Below are 21,510 nucleotides of genomic sequence, written 5' to 3'. Positions count from 1 at the left end.
CTTAATTGAAAGGTTCGTTCTGGAACGCAGCAGTTGCGGTCAACAGCCGCGTGCCGTCGGAGAGATTCGAAATGTCATAACCGAACTTGGTGACCAGGATCGGCCATCGATAGAACAGCCGCACCACGACGATGTCGCCGGGGCCGCCGGGTTTGTAATTGTTCGGATTGGTGAATGCCTTCTTGGTGATCGGGTTACCGACGTCGACGTCGCTGAACTGCGTATAGCTCTGTACGTCGACTTCAATTTTGTTGCATTCGAACAGCGCGGCGACCTTGCCGCAGACGACCGTCTTGAACTCTGCCGGAGTGAGCTGCTGGTTCTGCGCCTGACCGGTCATGATCATGCGCGCCGAATCCTGCGTCACCGTCTCGAGCACCTGGCTGGCAAAGAACATCAACGCCGTCTCGATGATCGCAAACAGCAGCGCAAAGAATATCGGCGCGACAAACGCGAACTCGACGACGACCGAGCCACCGCGATTGCGGCGAAAACGGCGCAGCAACTGGCTGAAGGAGCGGATATGCGACGGCATCGAAGCGACCTCAGGCGCGTGCGGAACTGCCGTCATAAGTAGCCGAAACAGATTGTCGAAGTGTTTCGGCGGATAGAAGCAGAACGACCCGCGCCGTTAAGCCGCCGTTAACTCTCTACCGCCGGGCGCAAAGCGGCGTGCAACTCAGCACGTCGGCGCTGCTGCTTCCGCGGTAAACCGTGACCAGTTTGCTGTTGCCGGTTGGAGCAACGGCCGCCGTTTTGCTGTCCGTGATGCTGCGCAACGCCAGTGATAAACTCCCGCTCAGGCGCGCTTTTCCAAGAATCTCGACTTCATCAGGCGTCATTTCCAGCGTCGCCGTCTTTCCCAGCACCGCGTTTTGGCCCTCTTTTTCCTTGGGGGCCTGGTCGATGGCGAGAACCCGGACATTGGTCAGAACGGTCTGGGAGGAGATGATATCGGGCGGCTGCCCCCCGCCATCGACACTCTGCTGCTTCTCGCGCTTCGACAGAATCACGTCGACGCGGTCGTTCGGCAGAATAAAGCCGCCTGCCCCGGTTTCGGCCGAGATTTCAGTCGAGACGGCCCGCATTCCCGTCGGCAGGATCGCCGCCATGAACCCTGAACCGTTCGCCTTGACCAACTTTTGCTCGCGAATCGGTTCTCCCGCGATGAATGGCATGCGGGCGATGGAGCCAACGATTTGGGTGATGGCCTCGGGCCGGTCCTTCTTGCGAATGAAGCTGCCGCTTGAAGACGACTCGGTCCAGGTCTGCCACTGCAGGTTTTCGGCGGCGACAGTCTGGCCAAGGCCGATGTCATCTTTGGCTACGAGCACGTCCGCCGTCGGCAGTTGTGGTACTGCTGCGACCGGTGCGGGGGCTTCTTTGTCGATACCGCTCGCAAGGTATGCGGCAACACCGCCAGCACTGATTGCGATGGCCAGAACAATAATTCGGGCGGTGTTCATACGCTTTTACTCATACATGACGCAGCGACGCTTCCGGCGCTGAAGCGAGTCTAGCCGGATATAGGTCAAAGCAAGGTTAAGGGAGCGCATCGAAGTCGCGTTAACAAACCCCGCTGTCGGGAACCGGACTGACGCCCGACGCTTCGCGTTCCGAGCCTATTTCCGGAATGGATAGGCCAGTTGCCCTGCGATCTCGCGCGGGAAGGTCGACTGATCGTCGACACCGTAATTGTCCGGCAAACGGCCTTCGGGCATCCGGAAGGTTCCGAACAGGATGTCCCAGAGCGGAAAGGTGCCCGCGAAATTGGTATTGCCGCCCTCTTCCTGCGCGGTGTGATGCCAGCGGTGGAATACTGGAGTGGCAAGCACGTATTTGAACGGGCCGAGCGTCCAGTTCAGATTGGCGTGAACGAACGCCGAATGGAAAATGTTGAAGGGGCCAAGCCACAGCATCACGTTCGGCGAAATACCCGCCATCAGCAACGCGACGTCGATCCCGATGGTCCCGAGCAACAGGTTGACGGGGTGAAAGCGCGCCGCCGAAATCCAGTCCACATCCTCGGAGGAATGATGGATGGCGTGGTATTTCCAGAAGCCGCCGCCATGGAACATGCGGTGCAGCCAGTACATCATGAAATCGGCGAGCACCAGGAACAGCACCGCCTGCAGCCACAGCGGCAGCGTCGACAGCGGCCCATGGCCATTGTCATAGAAGGCGATCAGTTCGTCGGCGTCATGAATTTGGAACACCAGGGCGGCGCCGAGCACCAATAGCCCGATCCGGAACACGCGGGCGAACAGTGGCACCAGGAACCAGTAAGCGAGGTCGGTCACCAGCTCGCGCTTGCGCCACCACGGCCGGCCGGGATTGCAGGCCCAGAAATGCGCCAGCACCGAGAACACCAGCGCCAGGGCGATCGTCACCGGCACCACGATGGCCATCGTCTGGCCAAGCATCTCGACGATTTCCAGGCCCAGGAACATTGCCGCTTCTTAGCACCTTGCGCGATAAAGCGCCCCCCCAGAACTCGATTTCTGCAAGGCTCAGGCGCGCAGCGTGCCGCGATCGGATTGGGCGGTCAATTCCGCCGTGAGCAAAACTTCCGGCAGGATTCTGCCGGGCCACCGCGCTGGATCTTCCGGCCGGCATCTCACCCCCGGATCAAGTCCGAGGGCATGCTTTCCTCGAATGCGCTACTGGCGAAACGGATAGGCCAGTTGTCCGCCGATTTCGGCCGGCACCGACCGATCGTCGACGCCGTAATTGTCCGGCAGCTTGTTTTCCGGCATCCGGAACGTTCCGAACAGAATATCCCAGAGCGGGAAGGTGCCGGCAAAATTGGTATTGCCGCCCTCTTCCTGCGAGGTGTGATGCCAGCGGTGGAACACCGGCGTCGCCAGCACATATTTGAACGGGCCGAGCGTCCAGTTCAGATTGGCGTGGACGAAGGCCGAGTGGAAGGTCGTGAACGGCCCGACCCAGAGCATGATGTTGGGCGAGATGCCCGCCATCAGAAGGATGACGTCCACCATGATCGTTCCGATGAACAGGTTGACGGGGTGAAACCGCGCCGCGGAAATCCACTCGAGATCTTCCGAAGAATGATGGATCGCATGGTACTTCCAGAAGCCGCCGCTGTGAAACATCCGGTGCAGCCAATACAGCATGAAGTCGGAGGCAACCAGGAACAGCAGCGCCTGCACCCAGAGCGGAAGCGCGGCCAGCGGCCCGTGGCCATTGTCGTAGAATGCGATCAGGGCGTCGACATCATGAATGTTGAAGACGACACCGGCGCCGAGCACCAACAGCCCGATGCGGAACACACGGGCGAACACGGGAACGAAGAACCAGTAGCAGATGTCGGTGATGAGTTCGCGCTTGCGCCACCACGGCTTGCCGGGATTGCAGGCCCAGAAATGCGAGAGCACCGTGAACACCAGGGCGAGGCCGATCGTAACCGGCACTACCTTCGCCATGGTCTGGCCCATCATCTCGATGACTTCCAACGGCATACCCGACATGACGGCCTCGCTTGATGGGGAGACCCAAGGGGTATCACCCTCGCGCTTAAGGAGCGGTGAATTCGGCAATGATTCAGGCCGTACGCGGCTGCGACAGCAAGGCCCGCAATACTACGCGCATTTTATCAACTGGCTTAATTCCGCGTTTACTCTGAGTGAGAACAGCGAGTTCCCCGCGGTTTTACGCAACCGAATTAACTGCGCCGCAATGGTCGGCTTTTAGGGTGAAGTCATGGTCACGGTGCTGAGAACGCCGGCGAGACCAAATGATAGTTCGACCAGCCACGTGTACACAGGAGTTATCTATTATGAAGAATCTCGTTTCGCGTTTCGTCAAGGATGAGTCCGGCGCGACTGCCATCGAATACGGCCTGATTGCCGCCGGTATTGCGATCGCGATCATCACCGCCGTTCAGGGCGTCGGCGGCAAGCTGTCGACCAACTTCGGCACGATCTCGACCTCGCTGAAATAAGCGATCGTCGCAATTTGCTTCAAAGGCCCCGGGTCACCCGGGGCCTTTGTCGTTTGCGCGACTTAGGGTCGTTTCCGAGACTCGGGGTTTTTGCGGGATCCGTCTCGTGCGGGCCGTTTTCCGATTGTTCACTTCTCGCCGATAGGTTCGCCGGATGCTGGAACGTCTTCTTTCAGGTCTTCCCGGCCTTCGCGTTGGCAGCACGGGCTGTGTGAATCCATGATCCTCGATATTGCCCGCCTCATGCTGTTTCCGGCCCTGATGGCATTCGCGGCCGCGAGCGACCTTTTCACCATGACGATTTCGAACCGGATATCGCTGGCCCTGGTGGCCGGCTTTCTGGTTCTGGCGCCGCTGGGCGGAATGGGCCTGCACGATTTCCTGATGCATCTCGGCGCCGGCGCCACTGTCCTCGTCGTGGCCTTTGGCTGTTTCGCGATGGGCTGGGTCGGCGGCGGCGATGCCAAGGTCGCGGCTGGGGTAGCGCTCTGGTTCGGCTTCGATCACCTGCTCAACTATCTGCTCTATGCGTCGCTGCTCGGCGGCGCCCTGACGCTGCTGCTGCTCTATGCCAGGCAATGGCCGCTCCCCCGGCCGCTCACGGGCCAGGCCTGGCTGCTCCGCCTCCACGACAAACAGACCGGAATCCCCTACGGCATCGCGCTCGCGATCGGCGCGTTGATGGTCTATCCGGAGACCGAGTGGATCAAGTCGATCGACGTCACGCACCTCGCAATGCGTTGATCCTTCGAACGGTAACGCACCGTTAAGGCAATTTACTCACGCCTCATTAACCATGCTTTGACGAATAGCTGGTCAACTCCCATCACGGCGGCGGAAGCGTCGCGGCGTAATGTGGAAAGTGAAGCGTATGAATACCGCTCGCATTGTCGTTTTGACCATCGCCATGGGCGCTGGCGGCACTGCCGCAAATCCGGCCAGCGGATCCTACCACCAGCCAGCCGCGCCCGAGCCGGTCGCGCAGCTGCAGACCATCGATATTCTGGTCGCCAGGGGCGACATCGGCCTCGGCCAGTCGCTCAAGCCCGAGGATATGCAATGGCAGAGTGGCACGCTGTCGCTGGCGCTGCGCAGCATCGCGGACATCAACATGGTCGAGAACAAGACGGACGGCCAACCCATGCGGCGCGGCGACAGCATCAGCGTCGTCAGATACGGCGTGGCCAGCCAGCAGTCGATGCAGAAGTGACCGAAAGGACGCACGTTATGAAGTGCAGGGGAAATCAGCCGATGCTGCGGACATTTATCGTCCGCGCCCTGTCATTTTCGGCGGTCGCAGCGCTGACGCTCAATCCGGCCCTGGCGCCGGTCAAGGCAAGCGACTATCGCGCCGCGGCGCCCGCCGCCATGGACGGCCAGATGAACGCGCGCGCGGTTTCGCTCGGGATCGGAAAGTCGATCGTGATCGACCTGCCGCGCGACATCAAGGACGTGTTGGTGGCCGATCCGAAGATCGCCAACGCCGTCGTCCGCTCCTCCCAGCGCGCCTACATCATCGGCGCGGCGGTGGGCCAGACCAACATCATATTCTTCGATTCGGCGGGCCAGCAGATCGCGGCCTATGACATTGCGGTCACGCGCGACCTCAACGGCGTGCGCGCCGCACTGAAACAGACGCTTCCGAACTCGGACATCCGTATCGACGGCGTCGGCGACGGCGTGGTGCTGACCGGCACGGCGGCAAGCCCGATCGACGCGCAGCAGGCCTTCGATCTGGCCTCCCGCCTCGCCGGCGGCACCGACAAGGTCGTCAATTCGATCGCCGTCCGCGGCCGCGACCAGGTGATGCTGAAGGTGACGGTTGCCGAAGTCGCGCGCAACATCATCAAGCAGATGGGCATCGACCTTACGGCCAGCATGACCTACGGCACGGCGGTGGTGAACTTCAGCAACGCCAACCCGTTTACCGCCTATGGCCGCCCGCTGGTCGCAGCTAACGCCGCATCGGGAACGTTCGGCGGCGGCAACGTCCCGTCGGTGACGGCTACCCTTCGCGCCATGGAAAGCGCCGGCGTGGTGCGGACGCTGGCCGAACCCAATTTGACCGCTATTTCCGGTGAGTCCGCCACCTTCATCGCCGGCGGCGAGTTTCCCGTTCCCGCAGGCTATTCCTGCGACCCGGTCACGCGCGTCTGTACGACCCAGATCCAGTTCAAGAAGTTCGGCATTTCGCTCAATTTCACGCCGGTCGTGCTGACCGAAGGCCGTATCAGCCTGCGGGTGATGACCGAGGTATCCGAACTGTCGAACGAGAACTCGATCACGCTGACCCAGTCGGTGAGTTCCACGAGCACCAACTCGCTGACCATTCCCTCGATCAAGACCCGCCGCGCGGAGACAACGCTTGAAATTCCCTCGGGCGGCGCGATGGCGATGGCCGGCCTGATCCAGGAACAGACCAAGCAGGCCATCAATGGCTTTCCGGGTCTCGCGCAATTGCCGGTGCTCGGCACGCTGTTCCGCAGCCGCGACTTCGTCAACAGCCAGACCGAGTTGATGGTCCTGGTGACGCCCTACGTGGTTCGCGCGGTGGCGCAGAAGGATCTTTCGCGCCCCGATGACGGGTTCGCCAACGCCTCCGATCCGCAGACCGATCTGCTCGGCAGCATCAATCGCGTCTACGGCGTTCCGGGCCGCAGCAATGAGCCGGGACGGAAATATCGCGGCACCTACGGCTTTATTACGGACTGAGGCGGGACGATGACACGACAAAGCACATCCGCAATAACCGCCGACCGCAAGCGCGCTCTCCGCCTCGCGGGAGCGCTGATCGGTCTGGCCGTGGTGCTGGGCGCCTGCAAGCACACCGACCCGGTGGCGACGGCAAGCGTGCCGGACGATTATCGCCTGCGCCATCCGATCGCGATTCAGGAAGCCGATCGCACGGTGATCGTATTCGTCGGCCGTGGCCGCGGCGGACTTTCCGCGAACCAGCGCTCCGATGTGATGGGAATGGCCCAGACCTGGCTCAAGGAGGGTACCGGCGGCATCACCATCGACATGCCCACCGATACGCCGAACGCGCGCGCTGCCAGCGAATCATTGCGCGAGATCCAGGCGACGTTCGCCGCCGCCGGCGTCCCGCCGCGCGCGGTCGCCATACGCCAGTATCGTCCCGAGGACCCCAGGCACATGGCGGCGATCCGGCTGACCTATCCGAAGATCTCGGCCACCGCCGGGCCCTGCGGCCTGTGGCCCGACGACCTCGGACCGTCCGTCAACAACCGGGGCTATTTCGAAAACAAGCCCTATTACAATCTCGGTTGCTCCAATCAGCGCAATCTTGCCGCGATGGTCGATAATCCGTCGGATCTCGTGCAGCCGCGTGAGGAGACGCCCGCTTATACGCCGCGGCGCAACATCGCCTTCGACAAATATCGCAAGGGTACGTCAACCACGACCACCTATCCCGAAGCCGACAAGGCCAAACTCAGCGATACAGGCAAATGATCAGCTACTCGCGCCAGACCCCCGAACAGCAGCCGGACGGCCAGCCGCCGTCGACGGAAGATCATATCGCGCCGGCGCCGCGGGTGTCCGTCCAGGCATTCTGCGAGACGGTGGAAACCGCTGCCGCCGTGCAATCGGCCGGCGAAGACCGCCGCCTCGGCAAGGCTCATTTGAAGATCCAGATGGGCGGCATGGCCGCCGCCATCGAGGCCTATCGCTCCGCGCCGACACCGAACGTGATCATCCTGGAAACCGAAGGCCGCAACGATATCCTGCTCGGCCTCGATCAGTTGGCCACCGTGTGCGACGCCGGAACGCGCGTGATCGTGATCGGCCGCATCAACGACGTCACGCTGTACCGCGAGCTGGTGCGCCGCGGCGTCAGCGACTATGTGATCGCCCCGGTCACCGCCATCGACGTCGTCCGGGCGGTCTGCAACCTGTTCTCGGCGCCCGAAGCCAAGGCAGTCGGCCGCATCATTGCCGTGGTCGGCGCCAAGGGCGGCGTCGGCTCGTCCACCGTCGCGCATAACGTCGCCTGGGCGATCGCCCGCGATCTGGCGCTGGATTCGGTGGTCGCCGATCTCGACCTCGCCTTCGGCACCGCCGGCCTCGACTACAACCAGGACCCGCCGCAGGGCATCGCGGACGCGGTGTTCTCGCCCGACCGGGTCGATACCGCCTTCATCGACCGCCTGCTGTCGAAATGTACCGACCATCTCAGCCTGCTCGCGGCGCCAGCGACGCTCGACCGGGTCTATGATTTCGGCGCCGACGCTTTCGATGCGATCTTCGATACGCTTCGCACCACGATGCCCTGCATCGTGCTCGACGTCCCCCATCAATGGTCGGGATGGACCAAACGCGCGCTGATCGCAGCCGACGATATTCTGATCGTGGCGGCCCCCGATCTGGCCAATCTGCGCAACACCAAGAACATCTACGACCTCTTGAAGGCGTCGCGGCCGAACGACCGCGCGCCGCTCTACTGCCTCAACCAGGTCGGCATTCCGAAGCGCCCCGAGATCCCCGCCAGCGAATTCGCCAAGGCCATCGAGAGCCAGCCGATCGCCACGATCCCGTTCGAGCCGCAGATGTTCGGCTCGGCCGCCAATAACGGCCAGATGATTGCGGAAATCTCCGCCAATCACCGGACCACCGAGATGTTCCTGCAGATTGCGCAGCGGTTGACAGGCCGCGGCGAGACCAAGAAGCCGAAGGGGTCGTTCCTGTCGCCCCTGATCGAGAAGTTGCGGGCCAAGAAGTAAGCCGTCCGCGTGGAGTACGATCGTGTTTGGTAAGCGTAGCGGAGACAACGACACGCGGGCGCCGAAGCCCGCCATTCACGCGCCGGAGCCCTCCGGCGTGGCGGCCGTTTCGCGCGAAATGGCCGCGCCGACCGTCTCTTCCCCGCCGATCGCGCCCTCGAAACCGCCGCCGGCGCCCGCCATGGAAGCGCGGCGCTCCGACAATTATTACCAGGTCAAAGCCACGATCTTCGGCGCCCTGATCGAGGCGATCGACCTTGCCCAGCTCGCCAAACTCGACGGCGAGTCGGCGCGCGAGGAAATCCGCGACATCGTCAACGAGATCATCGCGATCAAGAACATCGTGATGTCGATTGCCGAGCAGGAAGAGCTGCTCGACGACATCTGCAACGACGTGCTCGGTTACGGTCCGCTGGAGCCGCTATTGTCGCGCGACGACATCGCCGACATCATGGTCAATGGCGCCGGCACGGTGTTCATCGAAGTCGCCGGCAAGATCCAGAAGACCGGCATCCGGTTTCGCGACAACCAGCAACTGCTCAACATCTGCCAGCGCATCGTCAGCCAGGTCGGCCGGCGCGTCGACGAATCATCGCCGATCTGCGACGCGCGTCTCGCCGACGGCTCCCGCGTCAACGCCATCGTGCCGCCGCTGGCAATCGACGGGCCCGCGCTCACCATCCGCAAATTCAAAAAGGACAAGCTGACCCTCGAGCAGCTGGTCAAGTTCGGCGCGATCTCGCCGGAAGGCGCGGAAATCCTCCAGATCATCGGCCGCGTCCGCTGCAACGTGCTGATCTCCGGCGGCACCGGCTCCGGCAAGACCACGCTCTTGAACTGCCTGACCCAGTTCATCGAGCATGACGAGCGCGTCATCACCTGCGAAGACGCCGCCGAGCTTCAGCTGCAGCAACCGCACGTGGTGCGGCTGGAAACCCGGCCACCCAACATCGAAGGCGAAGGCCAGGTCACGATGCGCGAACTGGTCCGCAACTGCCTGCGTATGCGGCCCGAACGCATCATCGTCGGCGAAGTCCGCGGACCCGAGGCGTTCGACCTGCTGCAGGCGATGAACACCGGCCACGACGGCTCGATGGGAACGCTGCACGCCAACAACCCGCGTGAAGCCCTGTCGCGCTGCGAATCGATGATCACGATGGGCGGATTTTCGCTGCCGTCCCGCACCATTCGCGAGATGATCTGCGCCTCGATCGACGTCATCGTGCAGGCCGCGCGTCTGCGCGACGGCTCGCGCCGCATCACCCACATCACCGAGGTGATGGGGATGGAAGGCGATACCATCATCACCCAGGACCTGTTCCTGTATGACATGATCGGCGAAGACGCCAACGGCAAGATCATCGGCAAGCATCGCTCGACCGGCATCGGACGCCCGCGGTTCTGGGAACGCGCGCGATATTATGGCGAGGAGAAGCGGCTCGCGGCCGCGCTCGATGCCGCCGAAGTCACAGCTGAACCCGGAGCACGCTGATGTCCATTCAAGCGCTCGCACTGGCCTTTCTCGCATTCACCGCGATCGGCGGCATCGCCTGGGTCTTCGTCTACCCGATGCTGTCCGGCGAGAAGAAAGCGGAATCGCGCCGCGCCTCGATCGCGCGGTCCGAACCCGCGGCAGCGCGTCAGGCCGACAAGAGCCAGCGTTCACGCCGCGAACAGGTCGAGGGATCGCTGAAGGATCTCGAGTCGCGCCGGCTGAAGGAAAAATCCATTCCCCTGAGCACGCGCATCACCCAGGCCGGACTTTCCTGGTCGACGCAGAAATTCTGGATCATCTCCGGCGCCCTGGCTGCGGTCGCCGGCTTCGCCGCGTTCAGCGTCGGCGGCGGCGTTTTGGGCGCGCTCGGCATGGCCTTCGGCGCGGGCTTCGGGCTGCCGCGCTGGCTGCTGGGCTATCTCAAGAAAAAGCGCGAAAAGGCATTTTTGAAAGCGCTGCCGGACGCCGTCGACGTCATCGTCCGCGGCATCAAGGCCGGACTGCCGCTGTTCGAATCGATCAAGGTGGTCGCGGCCGACTCGCCGGAGCCGCTGAGGAGCGAGTTCCTGGCCATCATCGAGACCCAAACCATCGGCATGCCGCTCGGCGAAGCCTGCGCGCGCCTTTATGAAAGGATGCCGGTGCCGGAAGCCAACTTCTTCGGCATCGTGATCGCGATTCAGCAGAAATCGGGCGGCAACCTGTCGGAAGCGCTCGGCAACCTTTCGAAGGTGCTGCGCGACCGCAAGAAGATGGCGGAGAAAATTCAGGCGATGTCGATGGAAGCCAAAGCCTCCGCCGCCATCATCGGTTCTCTGCCGCCGGTCGTGATGGTGCTGGTCTGGATTACGACGCCCGAATACATCTCGCTGCTGTGGACCGACCGGCTCGGCCAATTCATGCTTGTGTGCTGCGTTGGCTGGATGACGATCGGCGTTCTCGTGATGAAGAAAATGATCAACTTCGACTTCTGACGGTGTAACATGATTGAGTTCCTCATAAACAAGATGCACGACGCCCGGTTCATGACCATGTTCCTGGCCGCCATTGCCGCGACCCTGACCGCCTACACGCTGGTCACGCCGCTGTTTGCCGGCGAAGGCCTCGCCAAGCGCATGAAAGCGGTCGCCAGCGAGCGCGAACGCATCCGGCAGCGCGAGCGCGACCGTCTTGCAAAAACGGAAAAAGTATCGCTGCGCCAGAGCCCGAAGCAGCTGGTATCCAAGGTGGTGGAAGACTTCAACCTGACCAAATGGCTGGCACAGGAAGCCGCGCGCGACAAGCTGATCATGGCCGGCTACCGCGGCCACGCGCCCTACGTCACGTTCCTGTTCGCCCGCGCGGTGACGCCGATCGTGCTTTTCATCGGCGCGGTCCTCTACGTCTTCGTGATCACGCACATGGACAAATCGATGCCGGTCAAGATCGGCATCTGCGTCGGCGCGGCCTATTTCGGGCTGCAGGCGCCGATGCTGTTCCTGCAGAACGCGATCACCAAGCGCCAGCTTTCCGTCAAGCGCGCGTTCCCCGACGCGCTCGACCTGCTGTTGATCTGCATCGAGTCCGGCATGTCGGTCGAAGTCGCCTTTCGCAAGGTCTCCACCGAAATCGTCTCGCAATCGGTGGCGCTGTCGGAAGAATTCGCGCTGACCACGGCCGAACTGTCCTATCTGCAGGACCGCAAGGTGGCCTACGAGAACCTGGCGAAGCGTACCGGCCTCGACGGCGTCAAATCGGTCTGTCTGGCCTTGCAGCAGTCCGAACGCTACGGAACGCCGCTCGGCCAGAGCTTGCGCGTGATGGCGCAGGAAAACCGCGACATGCGCATGAACGAGGCCGAGAAGAAGGCGGCCGCCTTGCCGCCGAAGCTGACCGTGCCGATGATCCTGTTCTTCCTGCCGTGCCTGTTCATCGTCATTCTCGGGCCGACCTACATCAAGCTGCAGACGACGACGATCCTCTGACGATTCTCTAAAGCATCATCGGTTCTGATTGAATCAGAACCGATAGCTGCTTTGGCGCGCTTTCTACCGCAGATGAGCACGCAAACCGCGTAAACTCGATTGCTGTGCGAACCGGCAGCCACCCCCGGATCAAGTCCGGGGAGCATGCTCCGCTCGAAAGCGTTCTAAATCGGGATTAGTCCGGCGGAAAATCTGGATTGAGCGGTCCGGGCCGATCGGTCCGCCGCGCGGCTGTCAGTCGGGCCGATTGAGCGCGGCAACCGGGACGGTCTTGCCGCCGCGCGGATCCTTGCGGCTCAGCATTTCCCGCAAATAGGCCACGTTCGCCGCGGCCTCCTCGGACGGCAGATCGCCCTTGGCGATGGTCTCGGCCTCGGCGAAGCGACCCTGCAGGCCGACCACCAGCGCCAGATTCTGCCGCACCCGCGCGTCCGCCCGCGGATTGCCATAGGCCCGCCGCAGCGTCGCCTCGGCGTCGGGCAATTCGCGCGTCAGCATGTAGGACAGGCCGAGATTGGACAGCACCGACGGTTCTTCCGGCGCGATCTTCAGCGCGCTGGCGTAATAGCGGCGGGCTTCGTCGTGCTTGGCCAGCTTGTCGAGCACGGTGCCCTGCACCGAGAGGATGCGCCAGTCGGGATTGTCGGGCGAATGGGCGCGGCTGAGGACGTCGAAGGCGGCTTGCGAATTGCCGTTGTCGGCGAGCGCGCGGCCATAGCCGGCGAGCAGCGCCTTGTTGCCGGGATGGGCGATGGTTGCCTGTTCGAGAACGGCGGCGGCCTGCGAACGCTGGCCTGAGGCACGCAGCGCCTGGCCATAGGCCAGGGCGGCGTTGGCATCCTTGGGATTGGCGCGATAGCGCTCGCCATAGACTTCGACGGCCCGACGCGGATCGTCGGGAATGGCGGGAGCGGCGGCGCTGCTGGACTTCTGGGTCAGCGCGCCCGTCACATCGGACATGGTCTGGCAGCCGCCAAGGCCTGCGGCCAAAATCGCCGTCACGGCCGCGGAGGCGAGAAACCGGGCCACATTGGGCCGGACAAGGCTGGATGATGGACGCATGGCACTTCAACTCACGATTTCGGGTGGAGCCGAACACGCCAGCAATAGACTGTTAACCCTAACGGCTGGTTAATCGGCAGGCGGGAGCTGCGGCTCTGCGTTGGGCCCCCGACGGCTTTTGACCCACAATTTTGCAGCTTCGCCATTGAAGTCACACGAATATCCTGCAACCTCGGCAGCTGACCGAGCCCGCTCCATTCCGCGAGACAAGCATGCAATCCCCGTTCGAGACCGCGCCCGCCGCTTCCAGCATTCCGATTTATTTTGCCACCAAGGCGACATGGGCCACGGTCAGCAAGGAGCTTCCTCCACACGCCCAGCAATTTGCTCTCGCCAACGATTTTTCCGCCAAGCCCGGCAAGTGCCTGACGCTCCCCTCGCCCGACGGACAGATTGCGCAGGTCATCTTCGGTCTCGAAGAGGAGGCAAGCAAATCCCGTGACCTGTTCCGGCCCGGCGCGCTGCCCGGCCTGCTGCCACCGGGCGTCTATCACTTCGCCAATGCGCCGCACGACACGCGCCTCGCCACGCTCGCTTTCGCGCTCGGAAGCTATCGCTTCGGCCGCTATCGCAAGGCGGACCGCCCCGATGTTCGGCTGGTGCCGCCCGATGGCGTCGACATATCAGACATCGCGCGGATGGCAGAAGCGGCCTCGCTGGCGCGCGACCTCATCAATACGCCATCGAACGACATGGGACCGGAGCAGCTGGCGGCAGCCGCCGAGCACCTCGCGGCTCGCTTCGGCGCCAGCTTCAAGGCCATCGTCGGCGACGAACTGATCCAACAGAATTTCCCGCTGATCCACGCCGTCGGCATGGCCTCGACGCGCGCGCCGCGGCTGATCGATATGAGCTGGGGCGATCCTGCGCATCCCAAGGTGACGCTGGTCGGCAAGGGCGTGTGCTTCGACACCGGCGGGCTCGATCTAAAACCCTCCAGCGGCATGTTGATCATGAAGAAGGACATGGGAGGTGCGGCCAACGTGCTGGCGCTGGCCCAGATGGTGATGGACGCCAAGCTGAAAGTCCGGTTGCGGGTGCTGATCCCCGCGGTCGAAAACGCGGTCGCCGGCAACGCCTTCCGTCCGCTCGACATCTTCAGGTCGCGCAAGGGGCTTAACGTCGAGATCGGCAACACCGACGCCGAGGGCCGGCTGGTGCTCGCCGACGCGCTGGCCTTTGCCTGCGAAGAGAAGCCGGATCTGCTGGTCGATCTGGGAACCCTGACCGGTGCGGCGCGTGTTGCATTGGGGCCGGATTTACCGCCCTTTTACACCAATGATGAGACGCTGGCGCAGGACGTTGCGCGTTTCGCAACCGGGGAGCGGGATCCGTTGTGGCGCATGCCACTGTGGCCGGCTTACGATTCCTGGCTGGATTCGAAAGTCGCCGATATCAACAACGCGCCGTCGGGCGGTTTCGCCGGTTCGATCATTTGCGCGCTGTTCCTGCAGCGCTTCGTCACCGACGCCAAAAGCTGGCTGCATGTCGATATCTACGGCTGGACCCCCTCGGCCAAACCCGCGCGCCCCGAGGGCGGCGAATGCCAGGCCGCGCGCGCGATCTACAAATTGCTGAGTGAGCGCTATGGATGATCCACGCCTGACCCCGGCACGCCCTGATCTGGCCGCCAAATATCTCGAAGGCAAGGTCAAGGCGGCGCGTTTTGTGACCGGCGAAGAATTCTGTGTGGTCGATGCGATCGCGCCGCTGCGCGAGGCGCCGGCCGCCGATGCCGCGTTGCTGACGCAGGCGCTGAAAGGCGAACGCGTCACGATCTACGACCGCAATGGCGAAGGTTTTGCCTGGGGCCAACTGGGCAGCGACGGCTATGTCGGCTGGATTCCCGACGCCGCGCTCGGCAAACCATCCGCTGCACCGACCCACAAGGTCACGGCGTTGCGGACCTTTGCGTTTCCGGCTGCGTCGATCAAGCTGCCGCCGGTGGATACGCTGTCGATGGGCGCGCTGCTTACGGTGGCGCGCGAAGACGGCGCGTTCGCCGTGACGCGCGAAGGCTGGTACCTGCCGCGCCGCCACGTCGGCGGCCTGGAGACGATGGAGAAGGATTTCGTTGCGGTCGCGGAAAAATTCGTCGGCACGCCCTATCTGTGGGGCGGCAAGAGCAGCCTCGGCATCGATTGCTCCGGCCTGGTGCAGATAGCGCTGACCGCCGCCGGCACCGGCTGCCCGCGCGACAGCGACATGCAGCAAGACGGCCTCGGCCGCGCCTTGAATCCTTCCGAGACCAAAAAGCTGCAACGCGGCGACCTGATCTTCTGGAAGGGCCATGTCGCGATCGTGCGCGACGCCGACACCATGGTGCACGCCAATGCACATCACATGGCCACGGCGATCGAAAATACGCTGGAGGCCATCGCCCGCATCAAGGCGGCAGGCAGCGAAGTCACGGCGATCAAGCGGCTTTAGTTCTTTGACGCGTTTTCTTTAAGCGAACCGGTGTCCACTTCGCTCGAAAACGCTATCTAAATATCCACCGTCCCGTCAGGCACGGCTTCGATCCGGAACGCGGCGGCGAACAGCGCGCGGGTGTAGTCGCTCTGCGGATTCTTGAACAGCTCGGCCGCCGGCCCTTCTTCCACCACCTTGCCGTGACGCATCACGATCAGATGGCTCGCCAGTGAGGCGACCACGCGCAGATCATGCGAGATGAACATGTAGGTGAGGTCGCGCTTGCGCTGCAGCTCGCGCAAGAGGTCGACCATCTGGGCCTGGAACAGCATGTCGAGCGCGCTGGTCGGCTCGTCCAGCACGACGAAATCCGGCTCCAGCACCACCGCGCGCGCGATGGAAATGCGCTGGCGCTGGCCGCCGGAGAATTCATGCGGATAGCGAAACCGGGTCTTGGGGTCGAGGCCGACATCCCTGAGCGCCTTGATGACGCGCGCCTCGCGCTCCTCATATGTCAGCTTGGGCTGATGCACGCTCAAACCCTCGGCGACGATATCGCCGACCGACATGCGCGGGCTGAGCGCGCCGAACGGATCCTGAAACACGATCTGCATGTCGCGGCGGAACGGCAGCATCGCCTTGAAACGCAGGCTCTGGATGTTGTTGCCGAGGAACACGATCGGCCCGTCCGACGAGATCAGCCGCAGCAGCGCGAGGCCGAGCGTGGTCTTGCCGGAACCGGACTCGCCGACAACGCCGAGCGTCTCGCCCTTGCGCACCGCAAGGCTGACGCCATCCACCGCCTTGATATGGTCGACCGTTCGGCGCAGCAGGCCGCGCTTGACCGGAAACCAGACCTTCAAATTATCCGCCGACATCACCACCGGCGAATCGGGCCGCGGCGGCGCCGGGTCGGGCTTTGGTTCGGCCGCGAGCAAGTCTCGTGTGTATGAATGCTTCGGCGCCGTAAAAACCTGTTCCACCGGCCCCTGCTCGACGATCTTGCCGCCATTCATGACGCAGACGACGTCGGCGATGCGGCGGACGATGCCAAGATCGTGGGTGATGAACAGCATGCTCATGCCGAGCCGCGTGCGGATTTCGGCCAGCAGCGCCAGGATCTGGGCCTGCACCGTGACATCCAGCGCCGTGGTCGGTTCGTCCGCGATCAACAGGTCCGGCTCATTGGCGAGCGCCATCGCGATCATGACGCGCTGGCGCTGGCCGCCGGACAATTGATGCGGATAGCTTTGCAGCCGCCGGTCCGGATCGGGAATGCCGACCTGGGTCAAGAGTTCGAGCGTGCGCGCCCGCGCCATCGCGCCGCGGACGCCGTTGTGGAGAGACAGTATCTCGCCGATCTGCGCCTCGATCGTATGGAGCGGATTGAGCGAGGTCATCGGCTCCTGGAAGATGATCGAGATGTCGTTGCCGCGGATTCCGCGCATCTCGTTCTCGGGCGCCGTCAACAGATCCTGGCCGCGAAAGCGAATGCTGCCGGAAGGATGCGAGGCCGTCGGGTATGGCAGCAGCCTCAGGATCGACAATGCACTGACGGATTTTCCGGAGCCGGATTCGCCGACGAGGGCCACGCACTCGCCGCGCCGAATCGAAAACGAGACATGATCCACCGCAAGGGTGTCGCCGAACGCCACCGAGAGATCGCGGACATCGAGCAGAGGCTGGTTGATGGCGTCCATGCTGCCCTTACCTGAACGTCTTGCGCGGATCGAAGGCGTCGCGTGCGGCCTCGCCGATGAAGATCAACAGCGTCAGCATGATCGCGACCGAAAAGAATCCGGTGAGTCCGAGCCAGGGCGCCTGCACATTGGCTTTTGCCTGCGACAGCATTTCACCCAGCGACGCCGAGCCCGGCGGCAGGCCGAAGCCCAGAAAGTCCAGCGCCGTCAGCGTCATCACCGACGACGACACGATGAACGGCAGGAACGTCATGGTCGCCACCATCGCATTCGGCAACAGATGGCGGAACATGATCCTGGCATTGGAGACGCCGAGCGCCCTTGCGGCCTGGATGTATTCGAAATTGCGGCCGCGCAAAAACTCCGCGCGCACCAGCCCCACCAGCGACACCCAGGAGAACAGCAGGAGAATGCCGAGCAGGATGAAGAAGCCCGGCGGCAGCACCGCCGAGATGATCAGGAGCAGATAGAGCGAGGGAATCGCATTCCAGATCTCGATGAAGCGCTGAAACAGCAGATCCGTCATGCCGCCGAAATAACCCTGCACGCCGCCGGCGGCGATGCCGATGATCGAGGAGAAGATCGTCAAGGTCAGGCCGAACAAGACAGAGATGCGAAAGCCGTAGATCAGACGTGCGACCACGTCGCGGCCCTGGTCGTCGGTGCCGAGCCAGTTGTATTCGAGGTCGCTGCAGCCGTTGAGGCCTTTCTTCTTCACCACCTCCGCGCACTGGGCCTCGGTAAGCATCCAGGTCGGCTTCGACGGCGCCGGCGTCGGCAGGTCGAGATTATGCGTGGTGTAGGAGTAGCGGATCAGTGGCCAGACGATGGTGCCGCCCTTGTCGGCGATCTGCTTCTGCAAGTACGGATCGCGGTAGTCGGCGGCGGTCTCGAAATCGCCGCCAAAGGTGGTCTCCGAATAGCTGAAGAAGGCGGGCCAGTAGAGATGGCCTTCATATTTGATCAGGAACGGCCGGTCGTTGGCGATCAGCTCCGCAAACAGCGAGATCACGAACAGGACCATGAAGATCCAGAACGACCAGTAACCCCTGCGATTGGCCTTGAAATTCTGCCAGCGGCGGCGGTTGAGCGGCGACGGCGTGAAGGCATGGCGCGTCATCGGCACGGCTTCGCCGAGCGGCGATTGCGTCGTGGCTTCGACCGGCTGGGGCGCGGTGATCGTCATCAGACTTCACGCGCCTCGAAGTCGATCCGTGGGTCGACCCACATATAGGCGAGGTCGGAGATCAGGTTGACCACGAGGCCGACCAACGAAAAGATGAACAGCGTACCGAACACAACGGGATAGTCGCGGTTCAGCACGCTCTCGAAACCGAGCAAGCCGAGCCCGTCGAGCGAGAAAATGGTCTCGATCAACAGCGAGCCGGAGAAGAAGGCGTGAATGAACGCGCTCGGAAAACCCGCGATCACGATAAGCATGGCGTTGCGGAAGATATGATTGTACAGCACCTGCCGTTCACCGCAGCCCTTGGCGCGCGCCGTCATCACATATTGCTTGCGGATCTCGTCGAGGAACGAGTTCTTGGTCAACAGCGTCATGGTAGCGAAGGCGCCGAGCGCCATCGCGATCAGCGGCAGCGTGATGTGCCAGAAATAATCGATGATCTTCCAGTACCAGGGGAACTGCGCCCAGCCGTCCGAGGTCAGGCCGCGCAGCGGGAAGATGTTGAAGAACGAGCCGCCGGCGAACAGGATGATCAGCAGGATCGCGAACAGGAAGCCGGGAATCGCAAAGCCTATGATGATGATGGCCGAGGTCCAGGTGTCGAATCGTGAACCGTCCTGCACCGCCTTGCGGATGCCGAGCGGGATCGAGATCAGGTAGGTGAGCAGCATCATCCAGATCCCGAGCGACATCGAGACCGGCAGTTTCTCCTTGATCAGCTGGATCACGCTGACATCGCGAAAATAGCTCTTGCCGAAATCGAACCGCGCGAAATTCCACACCATCAGAGCGAAGCGCTCATACGCCGGCTTGTCGAAGCCGAATTGCGCTTCCAGCTTCTTGATGAATTCCGGATCGAGCCCCTGCGCGCCACGGTATTTCGAGCTGACGGCATCCGCCGACGCGCCGACCTGGCCGCGCGGGCCCATATCGCCGCCGCCGCCCGATATTCTGGAGGTGCCGCCGGTATCGGCGCCGGAGAGCTGCGCGAGTACACGCTCGACCGGACCGCCGGGGGCGAACTGCACCACGATGAACGACACGAACAGGATGCCGAGCAGCGTCGGGAGCATCAGAAAAATACGGCGGGCGATATAAGCGGCCATGTATTATTTCGCCTGCTCGAGTTTCAAAGCCTTGTTGGGGTCGTACCACCAGTTCTCCGGCGCCCCGGTGCCTTGCGCGTAGCGTGCCGGCTTGAGCGGGTGGTCAAATTGATCCCAATAGGCGATCGGGTGGTTGGTGCGAAACCACTGCGGCACCCAATAGCGGCCGGCCCGAAACACCCGATCGAGCGCACGGCACGCGATCGTCAGATCGGCACGCGTTTCGGCGCCGATGGCCTTGTCGACCAGCGCGTCGATTGCAGGATTGGCTACTCCCGCCAGATTGTACGATCCCTTGGTGGCCGCCGCATGCGATGTGAAGTAAGGCCGCAGGCTGTCGCCCGGCGTCGGCGACATGCTCAGGCGCATCGTCGTCATGTCGAAGTCGAACGATTCCACGCGAGCGCGATACTGCACGGCATCGATCAGCCGGATTTCTGCCTCGATCCCGAGCAGTTCCAGGTTCTTGATGAAGGTCGCGTGATGCGGCTTGAACGAGGGCTCGTCGAGCAGAAACTCGATCTTCAAGACCTCGCCGTTCGGCAGCAGGCGCTTGCGGTCCTTCACTACAAGTCCCGCGTCCTGCAGCAACTGCCCGGCCTTGCGCAGCAAGGTGCGGTCCTGGCCGGAGCCATCCGACACCGGCGGCACGAACGGCTCACCGAACACTTCGTCGGGCACCTGCCCGCGGAACGGCTCGAGGAGCTTCAGCTCTTCAGGCGACGGCAGCCCGGTCGCCACCATGTCCGAATTCTGGAACGGCGAAACCGTGCGCGCATAGGCGCCGTACATCACGGTCTTGTTGGTCCATTCGAAATCGAATGCGTTGATGACCGCTTCGCGTACCCTGGGATCCCTGAGCTTGTCGCGACGGGTGTTGAAGAACCAGCCCTGTCCACCCGAGGGCAGTTCATCCGGCAGGGTCTCGCGCTTGACCCGACCGTCCTTGATCGCGGGAAAATCGTAACGGGTGGCCCAGATGCGCGCCGTGAATTCCTCGCGGTAGAGATAATTCTTGCCGGTAAAGCCTTCGAACGCGACATCGCGGTCGCGATAGAATTCATAGCGCACGGCGTCGAAATTGTAGCTGCCGCGGTTGACGGCCAGATCGGCCGCCCACCAATCCTTGACGCGCTCGTACTCGACGAACCGGTTGATCTCGTATTTGCCGACCTTGTACGGTCCCGAGCCGAGCGGGATATCGGTGGTCGATTCCTCGAATGACCGCGTCGCGTAATAGGCCTTGGAGAAGATCGGCAGGCTCGCGACATAGAGCGGTACGTCGCGCGCGCGGTTTGGTGCAAACATCACGGCCACCGTCGCATCGTCGAGCGCCTCGGCCTTCACCATGTCGCGCAGTTGGACCACAATCAGCGGGTGGCCTTTTTCCTTCAGCGTGTTGAGCGAGAAGGCGACGTCATGCGCCGTCAGCTTCGAGCCATCGCGAAAGCGAGCCTCGGGACGCATGGTGAAGCGGTAGGTGAGCTTGTCGGATGAAATCCACACCGACTTCGCCGCAAGGCCATACATCGCGTCGGGCTCATCATTGGCGCGCGCCATCAGCGCGTCAAAGGTCAGCTCCATGCCCTTGGCGCCTTCGCCCTTGAGGACGAAGGCGTTGAACGAATTGAACGTCTGGAAGGACTGATTGTAGGCGCGGGTGGACGGGATCGTGGAAAACAAGCCACCCTTCGGCGCATCCGGATTGACGTAGTCGAAATGCTTGAAGTCAGCCGGGTATTTCAGGTCGCCGAAGACCGACATGCCGTGCATCTCGGTGCCACCATTGTCGGCGGACGCGGGACGAAATTTTGCTGCACTCAGGGCTAGAACGCCGAGGCCGAGCGCCCGGCGGCGAGACAACAGCGGCCCGCGCATGATTCGG

The 21,510-nt window shown here is 62.8% G+C and carries 19 protein-coding genes and 1 pseudogene; 11 read left to right on the top strand and 9 right to left on the bottom strand.

The window, feature by feature from the left end:
• Position 1 precedes the first annotated feature (1 nt).
• From JQ611_RS19280 to JQ611_RS19265, 4 genes are all read right to left on the bottom strand, one after another.
• Entirely contained in the window at positions 2 to 535 is a 534-nt protein-coding gene (locus JQ611_RS19280; protein WP_212390155.1) for a TadE/TadG family type IV pilus assembly protein, read from the bottom strand.
• A gap of 115 nt (positions 536 to 650) precedes the next feature.
• Complete coding sequence (cpaB, locus tag JQ611_RS19275; RefSeq protein WP_212466286.1) at positions 651 to 1,466, bottom strand: Flp pilus assembly protein CpaB; 816 nt, start codon at positions 1,464 to 1,466, stop codon at positions 651 to 653.
• Positions 1,467 to 1,622: 156 nt separating this feature from the next.
• Positions 1,623 to 2,450: a sterol desaturase family protein gene (locus JQ611_RS19270; protein ID WP_212267055.1), complete on the bottom strand. Its 828-nt coding sequence runs from the start codon at positions 2,448 to 2,450 to the stop codon at positions 1,623 to 1,625.
• Positions 2,451 to 2,660: 210 nt separating this feature from the next.
• The gene (locus JQ611_RS19265) at positions 2,661 to 3,488 is read right to left on the bottom strand and encodes a sterol desaturase family protein (protein ID WP_212466285.1); all 828 of its coding nucleotides are present in this window, start codon (positions 3,486 to 3,488) and stop codon (positions 2,661 to 2,663) included.
• A gap of 308 nt (positions 3,489 to 3,796) precedes the next feature.
• On the opposite strand from JQ611_RS19265, the gene JQ611_RS19260 reads away from it, so the two are divergent.
• The 9 genes and pseudogenes from JQ611_RS19260 to JQ611_RS19220 all read left to right on the top strand — a co-directional run bounded on the left by JQ611_RS19260 (position 3,797) and on the right by JQ611_RS19220 (position 12,159).
• Complete coding sequence (locus JQ611_RS19260) at positions 3,797 to 3,961, top strand: Flp family type IVb pilin (protein ID WP_192737154.1); 165 nt, start codon at positions 3,797 to 3,799, stop codon at positions 3,959 to 3,961.
• Between the two features lie 219 nt (positions 3,962 to 4,180).
• A complete protein-coding gene (locus JQ611_RS19255) occupies positions 4,181 to 4,705 on the top strand; it encodes a prepilin peptidase (protein ID WP_192737153.1) in 525 nt (174 codons plus the stop codon).
• A gap of 127 nt (positions 4,706 to 4,832) precedes the next feature.
• A pseudogene (locus tag JQ611_RS41790) lies at positions 4,833 to 5,030 on the top strand (Flp pilus assembly protein CpaB); the annotation flags it as partial.
• A 158-nt stretch (positions 5,031 to 5,188) separates the two neighbouring features.
• Positions 5,189 to 6,673, top strand: coding sequence for a type II and III secretion system protein family protein (locus tag JQ611_RS19245; protein ID WP_212466283.1), 1,485 nt, complete (start codon positions 5,189 to 5,191; stop codon positions 6,671 to 6,673).
• A gap of 9 nt (positions 6,674 to 6,682) precedes the next feature.
• A complete protein-coding gene (locus JQ611_RS19240) occupies positions 6,683 to 7,432 on the top strand; it encodes a CpaD family pilus assembly protein (protein ID WP_212267047.1) in 750 nt (249 codons plus the stop codon).
• Entirely contained in the window at positions 7,429 to 8,700 is a 1,272-nt protein-coding gene (locus JQ611_RS19235; protein ID WP_212267045.1) for an AAA family ATPase, read from the top strand. Before JQ611_RS19240 ends, JQ611_RS19235 begins: the two co-directional genes overlap by 4 nt.
• 22 nt (positions 8,701 to 8,722) lie before the next feature.
• Positions 8,723 to 10,192 carry a CpaF family protein gene (locus JQ611_RS19230; RefSeq protein WP_212267043.1) on the top strand — a complete coding sequence of 490 codons (1,470 nt, stop codon included), beginning with the start codon at positions 8,723 to 8,725 and terminating at the stop codon, positions 10,190 to 10,192.
• Complete coding sequence (locus JQ611_RS19225) at positions 10,192 to 11,169, top strand: type II secretion system F family protein (protein WP_212267041.1); 978 nt, start codon at positions 10,192 to 10,194, stop codon at positions 11,167 to 11,169. The genes JQ611_RS19230 and JQ611_RS19225 overlap by 1 nt, the downstream gene beginning before the upstream one ends.
• Positions 11,170 to 11,178: 9 nt before the next feature.
• Positions 11,179 to 12,159 (top strand): type II secretion system F family protein, encoded by a 981-nt coding sequence (locus JQ611_RS19220; protein WP_212466282.1) that lies wholly within the window; start codon positions 11,179 to 11,181, stop codon positions 12,157 to 12,159.
• Between the two features lie 234 nt (positions 12,160 to 12,393).
• On the opposite strand, the gene JQ611_RS19215 is transcribed toward JQ611_RS19220, so the two are convergent.
• Complete coding sequence (locus JQ611_RS19215) at positions 12,394 to 13,221, bottom strand: tetratricopeptide repeat protein (RefSeq protein ID WP_212267036.1); 828 nt, start codon at positions 13,219 to 13,221, stop codon at positions 12,394 to 12,396.
• Positions 13,222 to 13,433: 212 nt separating this feature from the next.
• Between JQ611_RS19215 and JQ611_RS19210 the strand changes: the two genes are divergently transcribed.
• Complete coding sequence (locus tag JQ611_RS19210; protein WP_212466281.1) at positions 13,434 to 14,816, top strand: M17 family metallopeptidase; 1,383 nt, start codon at positions 13,434 to 13,436, stop codon at positions 14,814 to 14,816.
• On the top strand, positions 14,809 to 15,651 hold the full coding sequence (locus JQ611_RS19205) for an NlpC/P60 family protein (protein WP_212466280.1): 843 nt from the start codon (positions 14,809 to 14,811) through the stop codon (positions 15,649 to 15,651). The genes JQ611_RS19210 and JQ611_RS19205 overlap by 8 nt, the downstream gene beginning before the upstream one ends.
• A gap of 56 nt (positions 15,652 to 15,707) precedes the next feature.
• On the opposite strand, the gene JQ611_RS19200 is transcribed toward JQ611_RS19205, so the two are convergent.
• The 4 genes from JQ611_RS19200 to JQ611_RS19185 are packed head-to-tail and all read right to left on the bottom strand — an operon-like array spanning position 15,708 to position 21,503.
• Positions 15,708 to 17,333 carry an ABC transporter ATP-binding protein gene (locus JQ611_RS19200; protein WP_212267031.1) on the bottom strand — a complete coding sequence of 542 codons (1,626 nt, stop codon included), beginning with the start codon at positions 17,331 to 17,333 and terminating at the stop codon, positions 15,708 to 15,710.
• 7 nt (positions 17,334 to 17,340) lie between these two features.
• Positions 17,341 to 18,519, bottom strand: coding sequence for an ABC transporter permease (locus JQ611_RS19195; RefSeq protein ID WP_212267029.1), 1,179 nt, complete (start codon positions 18,517 to 18,519; stop codon positions 17,341 to 17,343).
• Complete coding sequence (locus tag JQ611_RS19190) at positions 18,519 to 19,625, bottom strand: microcin C ABC transporter permease YejB (protein ID WP_212466279.1); 1,107 nt, start codon at positions 19,623 to 19,625, stop codon at positions 18,519 to 18,521. The genes JQ611_RS19195 and JQ611_RS19190 overlap by 1 nt, the downstream gene beginning before the upstream one ends.
• Positions 19,626 to 19,628: 3 nt before the next feature.
• On the bottom strand, positions 19,629 to 21,503 hold the full coding sequence (locus JQ611_RS19185) for an extracellular solute-binding protein (RefSeq protein ID WP_212466333.1): 1,875 nt from the start codon (positions 21,501 to 21,503) through the stop codon (positions 19,629 to 19,631).
• Between the last annotated feature and the right edge of the window lie 7 nt (positions 21,504 to 21,510).

It is taken from the genome of Bradyrhizobium sp. AUGA SZCCT0182, assembly GCF_018130185.1.
Taxonomy (GTDB): Bacteria; Pseudomonadota; Alphaproteobacteria; order Rhizobiales; family Xanthobacteraceae; genus Bradyrhizobium.
The sequence above is the reverse complement of the archived record's forward strand: the minus strand, read 5'-3'. Positions and strand labels throughout refer to the sequence as shown.

What these genes read in the sequence shown, in the direction of transcription:
- JQ611_RS19280 (WP_212390155.1), bottom strand. Translation starts at nt 535, where the DNA reads ATGCCGTCGCATATCCGCTCCTTCAGCCAGTTGCTGCGCCGTTTTCGC.
- cpaB (WP_212466286.1), bottom strand. Translation starts at nt 1,466, where the DNA reads ATGAACACCGCCCGAATTATTGTTCTGGCCATCGCAATCAGTGCTGGC.
- JQ611_RS19270 (WP_212267055.1), bottom strand. Translation starts at nt 2,450, where the DNA reads ATGTTCCTGGGCCTGGAAATCGTCGAGATGCTTGGCCAGACGATGGCC.
- JQ611_RS19265 (WP_212466285.1), bottom strand. Translation starts at nt 3,488, where the DNA reads ATGTCGGGTATGCCGTTGGAAGTCATCGAGATGATGGGCCAGACCATG.
- JQ611_RS19260 (WP_192737154.1), top strand. Translation starts at nt 3,797, where the DNA reads ATGAAGAATCTCGTTTCGCGTTTCGTCAAGGATGAGTCCGGCGCGACT.
- JQ611_RS19255 (WP_192737153.1), top strand. Translation starts at nt 4,181, where the DNA reads ATGATCCTCGATATTGCCCGCCTCATGCTGTTTCCGGCCCTGATGGCA.
- JQ611_RS19245 (WP_212466283.1), top strand. Translation starts at nt 5,189, where the DNA reads ATGAAGTGCAGGGGAAATCAGCCGATGCTGCGGACATTTATCGTCCGC.
- JQ611_RS19240 (WP_212267047.1), top strand. Translation starts at nt 6,683, where the DNA reads ATGACACGACAAAGCACATCCGCAATAACCGCCGACCGCAAGCGCGCT.
- JQ611_RS19235 (WP_212267045.1), top strand. Translation starts at nt 7,429, where the DNA reads ATGATCAGCTACTCGCGCCAGACCCCCGAACAGCAGCCGGACGGCCAG.
- JQ611_RS19225 (WP_212267041.1), top strand. Translation starts at nt 10,192, where the DNA reads ATGTCCATTCAAGCGCTCGCACTGGCCTTTCTCGCATTCACCGCGATC.
- JQ611_RS19220 (WP_212466282.1), top strand. Translation starts at nt 11,179, where the DNA reads ATGATTGAGTTCCTCATAAACAAGATGCACGACGCCCGGTTCATGACC.
- JQ611_RS19215 (WP_212267036.1), bottom strand. Translation starts at nt 13,221, where the DNA reads ATGCGTCCATCATCCAGCCTTGTCCGGCCCAATGTGGCCCGGTTTCTC.
- JQ611_RS19210 (WP_212466281.1), top strand. Translation starts at nt 13,434, where the DNA reads ATGCAATCCCCGTTCGAGACCGCGCCCGCCGCTTCCAGCATTCCGATT.
- JQ611_RS19205 (WP_212466280.1), top strand. Translation starts at nt 14,809, where the DNA reads ATGGATGATCCACGCCTGACCCCGGCACGCCCTGATCTGGCCGCCAAA.
- JQ611_RS19200 (WP_212267031.1), bottom strand. Translation starts at nt 17,333, where the DNA reads ATGGACGCCATCAACCAGCCTCTGCTCGATGTCCGCGATCTCTCGGTG.
- JQ611_RS19195 (WP_212267029.1), bottom strand. Translation starts at nt 18,519, where the DNA reads ATGACGATCACCGCGCCCCAGCCGGTCGAAGCCACGACGCAATCGCCG.
- JQ611_RS19190 (WP_212466279.1), bottom strand. Translation starts at nt 19,625, where the DNA reads ATGGCCGCTTATATCGCCCGCCGTATTTTTCTGATGCTCCCGACGCTG.
- JQ611_RS19185 (WP_212466333.1), bottom strand. Translation starts at nt 21,503, where the DNA reads ATGCGCGGGCCGCTGTTGTCTCGCCGCCGGGCGCTCGGCCTCGGCGTT.